Annotated in this window: 18 protein-coding genes; all 18 read right to left on the minus strand. The window is 44.9% G+C overall.

Annotated elements, in window-relative coordinates:
• Positions 1-4: 4 nt before the first annotated feature.
• A complete protein-coding gene (locus EXT47_RS11900) occupies positions 5-340 on the minus strand; it encodes a GPW/gp25 family protein (protein WP_017218947.1) in 336 nt (111 codons plus the stop codon).
• A gap of 6 nt (positions 341-346) precedes the next feature.
• The gene (locus tag EXT47_RS11905; protein ID WP_052258317.1) at positions 347-649 is read right to left on the minus strand and encodes a PAAR domain-containing protein; all 303 of its coding nucleotides are present in this window, start codon (positions 647-649) and stop codon (positions 347-349) included.
• 6 nt (positions 650-655) lie between these two features.
• The gene (locus EXT47_RS11910) at positions 656-1393 is read right to left on the minus strand and encodes a phage baseplate assembly protein V (RefSeq protein WP_039496170.1); all 738 of its coding nucleotides are present in this window, start codon (positions 1391-1393) and stop codon (positions 656-658) included.
• A complete protein-coding gene (locus tag EXT47_RS11915; RefSeq protein WP_069020244.1) occupies positions 1390-1968 on the minus strand; it encodes a hypothetical protein in 579 nt (192 codons plus the stop codon). Before EXT47_RS11915 ends, EXT47_RS11910 begins: the two co-directional genes overlap by 4 nt.
• Before the next feature lie 69 nt (positions 1969-2037).
• Positions 2038-2238, minus strand: coding sequence for a hypothetical protein (locus tag EXT47_RS11920; protein ID WP_010378384.1), 201 nt, complete (start codon positions 2236-2238; stop codon positions 2038-2040).
• A complete protein-coding gene (locus tag EXT47_RS11925) occupies positions 2238-3071 on the minus strand; it encodes a hypothetical protein (RefSeq protein ID WP_039496168.1) in 834 nt (277 codons plus the stop codon). Before EXT47_RS11925 ends, EXT47_RS11920 begins: the two co-directional genes overlap by 1 nt.
• Positions 3072-3080: 9 nt before the next feature.
• Entirely contained in the window at positions 3081-3833 is a 753-nt protein-coding gene (locus tag EXT47_RS11930) for a phage tail protein (protein WP_130126662.1), read from the minus strand.
• Positions 3833-4942 (minus strand): phage tail protein I, encoded by a 1110-nt coding sequence (locus EXT47_RS11935; RefSeq protein WP_130126663.1) that lies wholly within the window; start codon positions 4940-4942, stop codon positions 3833-3835. The genes EXT47_RS11930 and EXT47_RS11935 overlap by 1 nt, the downstream gene beginning before the upstream one ends.
• A complete protein-coding gene (locus EXT47_RS11940) occupies positions 4935-5843 on the minus strand; it encodes a baseplate J/gp47 family protein (RefSeq protein ID WP_240701612.1) in 909 nt (302 codons plus the stop codon). The genes EXT47_RS11935 and EXT47_RS11940 overlap by 8 nt, the downstream gene beginning before the upstream one ends.
• Before the next feature lie 148 nt (positions 5844-5991).
• Positions 5992-6888 carry a hypothetical protein gene (locus tag EXT47_RS11945; protein WP_039496160.1) on the minus strand — a complete coding sequence of 299 codons (897 nt, stop codon included), beginning with the start codon at positions 6886-6888 and terminating at the stop codon, positions 5992-5994.
• On the minus strand, positions 6885-7319 hold the full coding sequence (locus EXT47_RS11950; RefSeq protein ID WP_039496156.1) for a hypothetical protein: 435 nt from the start codon (positions 7317-7319) through the stop codon (positions 6885-6887). The genes EXT47_RS11945 and EXT47_RS11950 overlap by 4 nt, the downstream gene beginning before the upstream one ends.
• The gene (locus EXT47_RS11955; protein WP_039496154.1) at positions 7319-7984 is read right to left on the minus strand and encodes a hypothetical protein; all 666 of its coding nucleotides are present in this window, start codon (positions 7982-7984) and stop codon (positions 7319-7321) included. Before EXT47_RS11955 ends, EXT47_RS11950 begins: the two co-directional genes overlap by 1 nt.
• A complete protein-coding gene (locus EXT47_RS11960) occupies positions 7984-8529 on the minus strand; it encodes a phage tail protein (protein ID WP_083229855.1) in 546 nt (181 codons plus the stop codon). Before EXT47_RS11960 ends, EXT47_RS11955 begins: the two co-directional genes overlap by 1 nt.
• Positions 8480-9160 carry a phage tail protein I gene (locus EXT47_RS11965; protein ID WP_130126664.1) on the minus strand — a complete coding sequence of 227 codons (681 nt, stop codon included), beginning with the start codon at positions 9158-9160 and terminating at the stop codon, positions 8480-8482. The genes EXT47_RS11960 and EXT47_RS11965 overlap by 50 nt, the downstream gene beginning before the upstream one ends.
• Positions 9157-10062 carry a baseplate J/gp47 family protein gene (locus EXT47_RS11970; RefSeq protein ID WP_130126665.1) on the minus strand — a complete coding sequence of 302 codons (906 nt, stop codon included), beginning with the start codon at positions 10060-10062 and terminating at the stop codon, positions 9157-9159. The genes EXT47_RS11965 and EXT47_RS11970 overlap by 4 nt, the downstream gene beginning before the upstream one ends.
• A 165-nt stretch (positions 10063-10227) precedes the next feature.
• A complete protein-coding gene (locus EXT47_RS11975) occupies positions 10228-10647 on the minus strand; it encodes a hypothetical protein (protein ID WP_130126666.1) in 420 nt (139 codons plus the stop codon).
• Positions 10648-10656: 9 nt separating this feature from the next.
• Positions 10657-12138 (minus strand): hypothetical protein, encoded by a 1482-nt coding sequence (locus EXT47_RS11980; RefSeq protein WP_130126667.1) that lies wholly within the window; start codon positions 12136-12138, stop codon positions 10657-10659.
• Positions 12139-12158: 20 nt separating this feature from the next.
• Complete coding sequence (locus EXT47_RS11985; protein WP_039496141.1) at positions 12159-12380, minus strand: hypothetical protein; 222 nt, start codon at positions 12378-12380, stop codon at positions 12159-12161.
• Positions 12381-12386: the final 6 nt, after the last annotated feature.

The following is a 12386-nucleotide window of genomic DNA, read 5'->3' on the forward strand; positions in this document are numbered from 1 at the left end:
TGACTTAGATTTGGATACCCTCGATGGTGACAGGCTCCCCGTTGATTAAATACAATCCTTTTATTTCGATAGACAACTTGCCCTCTCCCGCTGGGTGTACTGCAACACCATCAAGTTGAAAACGTGGCTCCCATTTCTCCAGTGCATTGGCGATGGTCATAGTGATATCCCCTACCAGAGAGTGAGAAAAAGGCCTATCTACAAGCTCATATAAACCGCAGCCATAATCGCGTCGCATCACTCGACTCCCAAGCGGTGTGGTCACAATATCGCGAATACTCTGTTTTAGATGCTCAACACCGCCGAGCGGCTTGCCCGTTTTGGCATTCATTCCTATCATGCTGAGTTACCCTCCTACACTAAATGAAGCGACGCCCGCAACCGCGAGCTTGCCACCACAACTCGCTGCATCACTGATCCTCGCGACCGCTTTTCCTGCAATGGTGAAGCTACCAGCACCGGCAGCTATCGTGACGCCAACGTGTTTTACTTTTGGATCGGGTGAAAATACATGGTCACTGATGGGATCTCCAACCCTAAGTACCGGCTTACCTGCGACGGTAAAACTCGACTGTGTGGCACTAGCCGTCCCTGGTACAAATTGCGCGTGAACATTTGTCATATCGCCATCCACTGCTATCACTGGCATATCCAATCACTCCTGTGCACTGATGTTTGCGCCGTTTAATTTCAGCGTCGCGCTGGCCGCTATTTCAATATTCCCTGAGGTTGAGCTCATTGTTATGCTGCTGCCCTCAAGCGATAGCTCATTCGCTGCTGCCACACTGATATTGTTATCAGCATTTACCACCGCATCATTACCAATTTGCGCTGTTAGATTGTTTGCAACCTGCACGTTAGCATCATTGCCAACGATCACCGTGGCATCGTTACCACACTCAATGTGTATATCTCGCGCCGAGTGCACTTTAATTTGCGCTACCTCGTTGCCACTGGTGTTAGGCACGTACAAATGGTAAATGTGCTGCTCTCGGTCGTATTCCACCATCGCACCATCCTTATGCTTAGTGCGACTCACCGCTTCCCTGTCAGACACCTGCTCATATGCCTCACCAGCACCAAGAACATGATCTTGATGATGATGTGATTGCGAGCTGGAATACAAGCTGCCAAGTACCACTCCCTGGGAAGTATCTCCACAGGGAGATAACACCATCACTTGCTCACCAACTTCAGGGGCTTGCCAAGTCATATCATGAGCAGCTTGCGCCGTTAGCCAAGGTAACTTTGCCGTGATCCAATCACCCATTTTGACCTTGACGGTCGCCGTTTCGTAGTCCACTTCATGCACCGTTCCTAGGCTAATTAGCTTAGTAAGACGCTGCTGTAAGTCGGACATGGCTAAGTCTGAAAAATGTTGATTGGCTATCACGCTATCGGTCCTTCTTCTGGGGTTTTATAAATTAAGCGATGCTCGCCACCATGCGGGCCAAGGTACACTTCTGTTACCTCCACACCGGCCTCCTCGGGGTACTCAACTTGGTAATAAAACTGCCAAGTCAGCGTCGCCTTAGCGAGCATTGAATTGACTTGGTTGCTATAACTAAAACTGCTTTTTTCGCAAATAAAGTGTTGCCAAGGGACGGGCGTTTCGTCCTTTATAATCGAAGCCTCAGCGGCACTGACCAAGTTATCCAACCGCGCTATCAACGCCGAGGGTTCAGCCTCTTCAAGCGCCAGTTCAAGCTGCAAAGTCATCACTCGTCTGTCGAGTGCATTTGGGCTCAGGTTTTTATTGTACGCAGGCCCATAAGTCACGCCTTTGTCGGCGCCCTTCGCTTGCAGTTCACTGGCTTGTCGCTCAGCGGTTGGGATTAGGGTAAGCTGTGCACGCTCTGTTAAATCCGGTTGTGGCTGGCTTGCTTTTAGTAAATCAACTTGAGCAAGCTCAGACAGACCGGCACTCAGGCACGCCAACACCTTAGCTATCAAGGTTTGTCGATGCATAGTTGTGCTCTCAAATTATAAATTGGCTAGATTAAAAAGCCGAAGATGGACGAAACGCCCGAAAGAAGGTTAATTAAATGGAGTGATTATTGCTTCTCGGGCGAGCTTGCGTAATTCTTTCACATCAGCAGGAATGGTCTCTCCCGTTTCCAGCTCCCTTATCACATACCAATCCGTTTTTTTAAGGTACGCTCTTAATTCACAATCAATATCGAATTGGCTGCGCTCTCCGCCTAGCTCATCTTTTCTCATTACGATTTGTTCTAACATTATAGTTGCCTCTCAAATACTGGTTTTTCAAAATATCCCCATCGATTTTCTGGAACCTTACCTGCAACTACCGAAGGTAAAGCAATTAGGCAGCTAGCTCCCTTTTCTAGATAAATGTGAGGACCAAAGGTGTAATTCACACCACCGCTACTAGGCATATTTGATTGTCGAGTTACTTCATGCCATTTGTCATCTGTTGGAACTAAGAATTCATCGGACGGATAAGTAAATCGAACCTTTCCTGATTCAGCTTTTATCCAACCACCAAAGGTCAATGCGTTGTTGTAAGGTAAACCACCTTGATAAATGGAGTATGCATTTTCAAATGCTGGATAATCATCCACTTCTAATGCTTTTATACGTACGATTGCAAAATCAGGCTGATTATATTTTGGAGTACCACCTTGAATTTGGTCATACATAGCTCTGATTTCAGGGTGTTTATCTTCTTTGAGCTTCCCATGCTCTGAATAGGCTACGATTTCACATTCGTAATGATTACTATTCCTACAGTGGTAACCATCTGGGATCCCCTTAGTTCCTGGGGTTAAAGAGCCATTAATTTTCAGCTCTTGATTCTTAGTAATACGGAAGAACGGCAGTTCAGCTCTAAATTGACTATCAATAAAACTATTTACCTGCGCTTTCATTCCATTCGTAGCTGCAGTGAGTTCAACAGTAGAAGAGTCAATATGCTGATCTACTTCCTCAGCTTTATTCTCTAGCGTACTTTGAATAATCCCAACCTGATCTTCAACAGTTTGGCACAGTGCATTGGCACGTGTGGCAACCTGGCTCAGGCGCTCCGTCATGGTTAAATTGTCATTTGACATAGTGTTTCCTTATTGATGCTCAAGATTGGTTAATCTAATTTCTTGATTGGTTTGGCGGTTCATGGTGTCTAGCTGTACCGTTGTTACGTTGGCAAGTTCTGCGTTAAATAAGCCATGGAATGCTGCTACGCGATTATCTAGCCGAGCGGCATGTGTTGTATCTAATCGTGCCACTTCACTGGTGAGCAATTGTTGCAGCTCACTTAGCGCTGTTTCCTGTTGTTGCAAGCGAAATTCCTGTTTGATTTGCCGATGCATGGTATCGAGCTGCGTAAGCGTCATTTCGGCAAGCTCCTTGTCAACAATCAGATTAAGATTGTCGACCCCTAGCTTTACCTCAATACTCTCACTAGGCAGCTGGGCCAAACTTAACGTTAACCACTGTAGTACTTTGACGTCAGGTGTACGGTAACCAAGTGTGGTGTTGGCTTTTGAGTAAACCCCCAGCAAAATCAGCTCCGGCTCACCACTTGTGTCTACTTCACCGCTATCTAAATAAACGCCAATTTCTCTGATGGCATATTCAAGTGGTGCGTCGAATTTGCCTGCAATTTTAAGGCTCGTACTTTCACCGTCTTGATAGTCACTGTCGGCAATAGCTACACGCTCTTTAAGGCTGCGTAGCTCAGTTTGATTCTGTGATGGCGTATAAGCGGCATCGCCAAACGCCATATGGCTGATTTGTCCCTTAAAGCCTCGCGCTTGAGCGCTGAGTAGGGCATCAAGTCCCGCATGGGTAAACTGCAGCGTTAGTGCAGACATTAAGTCGCTCCTTGTAAATGATAATGTTGATATTGAAGTCGGTGCATACCACTGGCGAGTACCACTCCTTGCATTAACTCATCAGGATGAATGCCCATTCCTTGGCTGGTATGCATTTGTGCATTCAGCTGTTTTGCAACCGCTAACACACCTAAACTTGCCTGCGTTTCACTAGGTAAAACGCCTGCGCCTTCGGTATTTAGCATTTGATAGCCATAGTGATTTATATGGCCACATGCCCCTAACCCGGCTTTGCCTTGCTCAGGTTTTACCCCTAACCCCAACACTTGGGTATTGCTCAAACCCAAAGGCGCTTTGCCAAGACCTGCTGCACCAATTAGCTCTTTAAGCGCAATACCCAATTGTAAATCAACATGGATAGCACCGCGTTTCACCGCGTTTACCACACGGCGAATACGTTTGAGCATCTGGGAGGTCAACAATCCTTGTTGTCGGTCGTCCAAATTCTGATTAATAAGCGCCCAGATCTGTACAGTGCCAGGCAAACCATCTTCCTGCTGCCACCATTCCTTGATCTCGGTTTCAATATTGAGACTATCGAGCGCTTTTTGTAGCGCAAATGGGGTTCCCTTGCACTGATGAACCGTAAACGCATCAGTAATGACTTGGCGTTTAATCGCCACAGGCCAATGTTCACCCCACTCATCCACTGAGTAGTTCCACGCCAAAAAAGGCAATAAAGGCTCAGGGCAAAGCTCTGGTTGCCAAAGACTCGTTAAGAGCAGCCGTGTATCGTTCAGTACACAGGCATCACGCAATTGGGTTCGTGCTTCATCATCCTTGAGGGAGAGCCCACTTAGTCCGACACTTCTCGCTAGCCGCTCAAGTGCATCTCTTGGGAAAAACACTTGAGAGTAAATAATTGGCAGCAACTTATTGCTTGATAAGCGTTTAAGAGCGCTGCGTAAATCAAGGCAACCGACCTCAGTCAACGAGAGATAACGCGCAATTTCCACTAGCTCATCATCGCTGCGCTGTTCAAGTTTTAAGGCCGCTAATAAACCCGCTCGGATAGTTCGAGGTTTGGCTTGCAGCTCTGCTAACCACTGCTCCAGCGTTGACGCATTATGAGGTAAAAGCTTAGTCATCCTGCCCCCTCACCTTTACTCGCAAATCCATTTGCTGACAATACGCCACCTCAATATCTAGAGGTATAATGTCTTCACTTGGCGACTCCAATTTAATGTTTTCAACACCTGACAAAAACAAAGCATTGCTAATGCCCGCTCGCGTGATCTGCCTACCAAGCTGACGCCTTTCAGTTAAGTAAGCGTCGAGCGCAGCCGAGGCACTGTCCACAATCACCTCAGGCGACGGGCCAGGTAAAATCTCAAGTTCCGCATCAATGCTAAACGTCAATATCTGTGGCTGCTTGATTGTGACTCTATCGCCAAGCGGTCTCACTTTAGAGACTTCAGGCTGAGTTGACGATTCAGGGGTAAACGCGACGTGTAATTTATTCAGCAGCTCCGCGCTTAGTGTACCTTTCCCTATTCGACTCAAGGCGGTTAGCTCTATTTCACATGGCCTTGGACTATGAACTTGCACATCACAAATCTCATTACTCACCGACAATGCATGAAAGCGATAAGAGGCCGCGCTCCCTGCGGTATTCAGTCCATCAAACGCCAGTTGCGTTCTCGCTCTTAAACGCTCATCATCCTCATTCCCAAGCCTTGCAACATTAAACCTCGCTGCGATTGCGTCTAAGTCACTCCCTGAAGCACTCGCGAGCAAGTTCGCTTCTATTGCGTCATTTAGCATGCTTTGCTGAGTCAGTCCTTGATATGCCATGACTTCTAACAGTTTAGTCAGAGGTTCACTTTCCAAGTTTACTACCTCTTGGAGTGCGCTATCCTTTTGCAGCAATTCTTGCTTTAATGCGTCTAGACGCTGCTCAAAGTTTAAGGGTTTTAATACGTTAGGAATGGGCAACTGCGATAAGTCCAATCGCTCAAATGCCATCATCACCTCCTCGCTTTGCGCCATAAAAAAACCCACAGCAAACACTTGCTTGTGGGCCTTGGAGATTGGAAACCTGTGTGCTTGTTAACTTTCTCAAGCATAGGTCTATCTTACTGGTTTTTAGGGTGTAAAACAGGTCAATCCTGACCGGTTGGGGACATAAAGTAAATTTCTAGACCCATTCCCATAAGTTAATACCTGTATAATATTCAATAATACTTGCCAGCCAATTATCTATTTCTGATATTGGCCAATATACCTTTGAAATAGGCACATCCCTACCAATAGGATCACTGGGTTCATTCTGCCTATCTCCGAGCATGGCAACCGTATCAAATGAGATAACCTTTGGATTCAATCGCATGGTACTAAATGGCATAAATACACGATAAGGTAAGATAAAAGTTTTTACTGGACTTGTTGCGGAGTTTAAGTGAAATTCAGGGCCAAACCTTAGCTCAACCTTTAGCTGACCAAACTCCTCATCAGGTTTGCATTGAAGTAGAGACACTAAACCATTGACAAAACTATGAGGTCCTCTGCCAAAACCATAATCTTCAGCGGCTTCAATATCAATAGTCAGCGTTGTCAAATCTACAGGGATTTTCTTACCCCTGCCTGCAATTTGACCCGATAAATACAGTTGATTATTTTGAACTACAAAATAGCCAAAATAGTGCTCTATTGGCAGTGACAAAGAACGTACAATTCGGCCATTTAATAAATTGACAGAGATTACTTTTGAAAACTCCGACGCAGTATTACGCTCTTTAAACGTCAATAAGACATAATTTTGACCATCTAATTGATAAAAAAATACGTCTTTTTGAAGTACACCATTACTGTCTTCCGAATAGATTTTTTGCCATAGTTCAGTAGTTTCATGATAATAGTAAACTGCATTATGGGCTATAAACAAACAATGGCCTTTTTGATACGGGTTGTTTATATAAGTTCGATCTTTATATTGGTTCTGCAAATCTCCAACGGTTTTCAAATCAATTGACTTTGGCTTATAGAAAGGGAAATCGCTACTTGTATCGTCATAATCAGTTAATACATTATTCATGCTAAAATCCACCCTCCTTGTACAAATATAAAGTCACGTTGTCTATTCGGTATTGTCATATGATATTCAGCTCCCGCTTCCTCACCACGCCCAATTGATTGCCCACTTGGGGGGCACACTTTGGCAGGAGATGCTTTACTTGCCCCTGCATTGCTCAGTAGCTTCACTGTAATATGTGAACCTTCAGGCGCTGTTTGTGGCAAATGTAAGGTACAAGCCGTTGCAAACAAATATGTACCACCTGCAACCGCCCCCATGTCGTTTTCAACTACTTGATAAAACCCCATCAAAACCGGCACACCACCAAGCGTTTCGCCATCACCGACATAAAGCTGCTTTGTGTCTGTTGAAAACCCCGGTTCGCCGTTGCCAAGTACAGTTTGTAATCGTGTTGCTTCTGGGCCTCTTCTAAACTGGATCCGTCGCCCCATTAAAATACTCCCCCGTCAATATCGCCGCCTTCAACAGCGAGACCCAATGAACTAACCCAGTCTCGTACCCAAGCGGTGGTTGCAATATTGGTGCTATTATCTGAGCGTGCTCGTGTAGGTGATTTTGGCGTACCGGTGAACATAGGTGAGGTAAACAACTGTGATTTCGATAAGTTATCAACTTGGCTTAGGCCAACATCTGCTTTGTTAACCGTTACAGCTCCCGTTTTACCGTTTACAGATAAAACATTATCTGTTGGTGTGCGCAGTAGCACCCAGTTTGCTAATACATTCGCAGGTGTCGACTTGAGAATATAAGATTTGTTCTCGTCGGTGCGAATTGCCAAGTCACCAGGCTGTGCATTTATTGCTAACATGGCAGATTGACTGGCGACCTCAAACGGCTCACCTATTGCAAGACTGGGTAACACATTTTCAGGAATTTTACCGGTACTGTCTAGCAACAACACATGGTTTGCGCCGCTACCTGCATCACGATGAATAGCACTACCTAGGGTGGTGAAAATATCCACCCCTCCAGGGGTTGTGCCATCACCGATAAATAGTTTTTTGCTGTCGGTCAACCATATTGGTTCACCATTACTCGGCGTGACATTGGTGCGGTTTGCCGCAGGTCCGCGCCTAAACTGAATTTTGTTCGACATTAAATACTGCCTCCGTCTAACGAGGGAACATTGGGGTAAGAATCAGAAAATGCGCCACCATCAAGAGACAGTAAGCCTACAAATTTATTAATTTCATTATTTACATAGTCTTGCGTGGCATAAACCATAGATGGATCTATTTTTAAATTCACCATTTCTGACTGCACCACATCAATCACCGCTTTTATTCCAAGCTCAGCACTGGCGTTGTCTTCAATACTTGGCTTGTAAGTTTCAGGGTATTTAACAATGGCAAATGCTTGATCGTCTTCAGTGTAAAAAGCGGCTTCACGAACATAAAACCCACCTTCCGTGGCAGGGACAATACCGATGATCTCAAGCATCGCAGGATTGTTTTCTAGCGTTTTGGAGCTATTTATCAGTCCTCTAAATCGCTCACTCGTGAGATGCTCCGCATCAGGTAAAATATTGCCATCACCCACGGCAAATTTGACTAAGTTGATTTTAACGCCAGTACCAATGGCATTGGCTATTTTAGCGCGACCCGCTGGTGTCAGCATGGTCCAGTATTGTGGTTGGGGCATAACTACTCCGAGGGTAAATATTGGTATAACTGCAAGACTGACTGGCTACCACAAGGCGCATACGGGTATTGCTTACAATCTCGCTGGCATAGTATGGATAGACAGTGACAGAAGCACCAAATAGCGCTGCTGAAGCCATCTGAATTTTTGCTGTAGATAATAAACTGAGCGATAAATTAAACTGAATACTATGGCGCTTATTCGCTGAGATGGTTTGAAATATCTGCTGATATAACGCCTCATTGAGCCCCCTATCAGACACCGCAACATCAATAGCGATTGTCCCGGCAGGGCCTTTGGGTACTTGTTCAAACCATTCTGTGATACGGGTGTCATATCCAAAAGGCGCTAACGCGTTAATAATGGCAAAACGCGTCCCAAGGTGTTTGTGTTGTTCATAGCTTTGCGCAATGATCTGCCGTTTTATAGGCTCTGGCCACTGCTCATCCCACTGCGTAACACTTTGGCTCCACGCCAACCAAGGTAATAATTCGCTTGGGCAAGTCTCAGGTTGCCATAATGTTTCTAGGCAATTTGCAGCTTCATTCAGCACAGTAAAAATTGGGGATTGAGTGGCTTGTATTTGCTCAATCAGCTCAGTTCCTCGGTGTACTGGTTTACTATCACTCACACATCACCTTCAAATATCAAGCCAGCGATGCCATTTTCACACCAAGGGACTTCATGGCTCGCAATTATGACATTCTCATTCGGTGCAGCGAGTACAACATCTTCTACACCGCTACTATATAAAGTGGCAAACAGTGCTGAGCGCTTTATCGCAGTGCCCATGACACTGGTTTGTGCAAAGAAATCTTTTAAATTGGCCAACACTTGTGCTTTAACTTGTGCTTTGCCTGGTCCCGGGGCTAGTTGCACTCGGGCATTGATGGTATAGGGCTTCACTGTCACTGGCACAATTTCAACTCTGTCACCAATGGGCCGCACTTTTTGCAATGCAAGCACATCAGATACGGTATCAGCCGCATCTGCTTTGAGTCCAAACGTTGCTCTGAGCTTGTTCAGTAGTGCGTCTGAAGGTATACCGTTGGCTGATTCATGACTCAAAATGGTCAACACTACATGGCAAGGTGAAGGACTTGTAACATGAACATCTTTGACGCGACTATCTGCAGAAAATGTATGATAGCGATAACTTTCAGCTGTTCCAGCCGTATTTAAACTATGGAATGCTTGTTGTATTCGGTGTCTAAACCGTTCATCTGACTCTTCTGGCAAACGGCTTACACCATAACGCGTTGCAATATGGTCTAGGTCACTATTTGTTGCTGTCGCCAACAAGTTACCTTTGACGGTGTCATTTATTCGCCCTTTAAGCAGCATGCTGTGATATGCAAATGTATTGAGTAACTGTGTTAAAGGCTCTGATTCTAGCTCTAGCGTCTTACTAACATCTGGAACTAACTCACTCAATTTACTTTTCAACTGCTCCAGAATTTGTTCATATTCCAGATTTTCTAATAGCTCTGGAGGTGTTAGCTTAGATAAATCGATTAACTGAGATGATGGCATTGCACTCTCCGGTACTAAACAAAAAAATAAAAAACCCACAGCAAACTCTTGCTTGTGGGCTTTGGAGATTGGAAACCTGTGTGCTTGTTAACTTTCTCAAGCATAGGTCTATCTTACTGATTTTTAGGGAGTAAAACAGGTCAATCCTGACCTGCTGTGAAATTATTAGAACGCAATCACAAACTCTAGTAATTCAGCTTGAGAGGTAAGGCTAAGCACCGCAGCTTCTAACTCACCGCTTTTTTCACGCACCACTTCTCTTTGCTGCAAAATGGCGAGTAGGTTTGCACGCTCTGTTGCTGCACCTTCTTCATTACCGTTCAACCGCTCACTCAACTCACGCTCTTTTGCGCGCTCTACTCGCCACTGCTCTGATTGCAATTTGCTATAAGCGAGTTGCTTTATGCGCGTAATGACTTGCTGTTTTAAATACTCAACTTCAGAGTTTTCTTCAGTCTCTAACTGAGTCTCAGCAATAAACTGTGCTACCGACTCTTTACTCCATTGCTCACCCGTTTGCGGGTGTACTAACCAAAAGTTACCCGCAATAGACATCCCTTTATTATTGTCGTAATAAATATTCATTTTCACTCCTTAAATCGCGCGACAGGTTCTGGCGAGGCCATACTGGTTATATAGGTAGTGCTCATTAATAACACCGATATGTGAGTATGGATTCATCGCTTGAATGGCTGTTGCTATTACGCCCCCATCGTATCCTAAGCTATCAGCCTTAGAACGATAGCAATACGAACTCAGTAACTCGCCATCTAGTGTTTCCATAACCACATTCACTTCACCTTCACTATTCTCTGTACCATTTGAACTTTGTGTACGGTATGGCTCACTATTACTAGTAAAAATATAATTGATCGGCTGAAGCTTCTGCTCTTCAGTGAAGAGATAATGTGCGTTGAATTTATCACCTGCCATTTTTACTTCGCTACCAAGTAGACCAAAGTAACCGTAGTAATTATATGAATAGCTCGACATCGCCGCTTCGCTGTGGTTATAGCGATTTATTCCATGCGGCTGCGCTAAGGTATTTGCGATAAATACCATCGTTGTAAAGTCACCGCTATCCACATAATTCTGATATTCAGTTGCATTCGCAATGGCAATGTTAGTAATGTGATTGCCATCGCGATATTTTTCCACAACCAAGTTAGTACCCGAGTCGATAACCACTAAGCAGTGCTTTTGGTTGTTATACAACACAGCTACCTCGTTATGGTTGTAGCTAGACCGTGTTGGAATACCAAATTTATCTCGGGCATTGAGATCTTGCTTTGGCAAAGTGCGCGAGGTAAATCCCTGCCCTAAAACAAAAATACCACCATACTCCGTCGCATTCGCTGACAGAGACTCTTGGGTGCTATATACGATTTCAAAACTAACATCATTAGGTTGTGCTTTTAAACCCAACGGCACAATGGCACTTGCGCCGTGTTGATACACCTTAGTCGCAGGGTTTTGCTCAAAGGCATTATTATGGACAAAGCTTGATTTTAGTACGGTGGATGACGTGCCATCTTGGCTAATTTGTAAATGATCTAAACGACATGTGTCCGTTGCGGCATTTGCGGTATAACTTGGTCGAGTGAGATAGGAAGTACCATCACTATTATAGATAGCCAAAACCGATGTGGAGCGGCGGAAATTGACATTATTATTCGCCGTATCAATATTTTTTATCGCGAATAAGGTTTTTGGTGTTGCAGCAGTGTTGTTCGCGACCACTTCATTAATTTGTTGCGTCAATGGACCTATTTGATCCAGTAGCGCTAGTTTTGCAGCCCTGGTAACCAGCTCAGCGGTCGACGCGGTTAAATCAGCTTTAGCAGAATCAATATTGTTGATCGCTGAAGTTGCAACCTGTTGCAATAGCTGGGTTGAGTCATCCAAATGTTCCTGTGCAACGGCCACAACGGCTTGTTCAAGCTTAGCGTTATCTGTGAGCCGCGCTATTGCATTCGTGACTAAGGTTTGCTCCTCTGCACTCAGCGGAGTGCTGCCGTTCATATCAGCGACCAGTTTGTCGACCATTACCTGAACGGCTTGTTGAATTGTTGCCATAATTTCCTCTTATAAATCCTTTAAATTGGTAGCAGGGTCTCACCCAACACTTGATTGAGCCGAAGCCGTCTAAAGCGCTTGTCGATATCTACTTGAGCTTGTTGATGTGCCAGTTGCTGCTGATAGATATCTGCATCAACTGCCTTAAGCGCATTGATCAATCGCTGTACGTCTTGTTCAAGTAGATTATCTGGGTGAGGGAGTGGATATTGCTGAAATGGAGTAAATTGGTTGATGTCCACAATTTC

It is taken from the genome of Pseudoalteromonas sp. CO342X (assembly GCF_004208915.1).
Classification (GTDB): Bacteria; Pseudomonadota; Gammaproteobacteria; order Enterobacterales; family Alteromonadaceae; genus Pseudoalteromonas; species Pseudoalteromonas maricaloris.

What these genes read in the sequence shown, in the direction of transcription:
- EXT47_RS11925 (WP_039496168.1), bottom strand. Translation starts at nt 3,071, where the DNA reads ATGTCAAATGACAATTTAACCATGACGGAGCGCCTGAGCCAGGTTGCC.
- EXT47_RS11980 (WP_130126667.1), bottom strand. Translation starts at nt 12,138, where the DNA reads ATGGCAACAATTCAACAAGCCGTTCAGGTAATGGTCGACAAACTGGTC.
- EXT47_RS11915 (WP_069020244.1), bottom strand. Translation starts at nt 1,968, where the DNA reads ATGCATCGACAAACCTTGATAGCTAAGGTGTTGGCGTGCCTGAGTGCC.
- EXT47_RS11950 (WP_039496156.1), bottom strand. Translation starts at nt 7,319, where the DNA reads ATGGGGCGACGGATCCAGTTTAGAAGAGGCCCAGAAGCAACACGATTA.
- EXT47_RS11945 (WP_039496160.1), bottom strand. Translation starts at nt 6,888, where the DNA reads ATGAATAATGTATTAACTGATTATGACGATACAAGTAGCGATTTCCCT.
- EXT47_RS11960 (WP_083229855.1), bottom strand. Translation starts at nt 8,529, where the DNA reads ATGCCCCAACCACAATACTGGACCATGCTGACACCAGCGGGTCGCGCT.
- EXT47_RS11955 (WP_039496154.1), bottom strand. Translation starts at nt 7,984, where the DNA reads ATGTCGAACAAAATTCAGTTTAGGCGCGGACCTGCGGCAAACCGCACC.
- EXT47_RS11930 (WP_130126662.1), bottom strand. Translation starts at nt 3,833, where the DNA reads ATGTCTGCACTAACGCTGCAGTTTACCCATGCGGGACTTGATGCCCTA.
- EXT47_RS11935 (WP_130126663.1), bottom strand. Translation starts at nt 4,942, where the DNA reads ATGACTAAGCTTTTACCTCATAATGCGTCAACGCTGGAGCAGTGGTTA.
- EXT47_RS11970 (WP_130126665.1), bottom strand. Translation starts at nt 10,062, where the DNA reads ATGCCATCATCTCAGTTAATCGATTTATCTAAGCTAACACCTCCAGAG.
- EXT47_RS11900 (WP_017218947.1), bottom strand. Translation starts at nt 340, where the DNA reads ATGATAGGAATGAATGCCAAAACGGGCAAGCCGCTCGGCGGTGTTGAG.
- EXT47_RS11920 (WP_010378384.1), bottom strand. Translation starts at nt 2,238, where the DNA reads ATGTTAGAACAAATCGTAATGAGAAAAGATGAGCTAGGCGGAGAGCGC.
- EXT47_RS11940 (WP_240701612.1), bottom strand. Translation starts at nt 5,843, where the DNA reads ATGGCGCAAAGCGAGGAGGTGATGATGGCATTTGAGCGATTGGACTTA.
- EXT47_RS11975 (WP_130126666.1), bottom strand. Translation starts at nt 10,647, where the DNA reads ATGAATATTTATTACGACAATAATAAAGGGATGTCTATTGCGGGTAAC.
- EXT47_RS11905 (WP_052258317.1), bottom strand. Translation starts at nt 649, where the DNA reads ATGCCAGTGATAGCAGTGGATGGCGATATGACAAATGTTCACGCGCAA.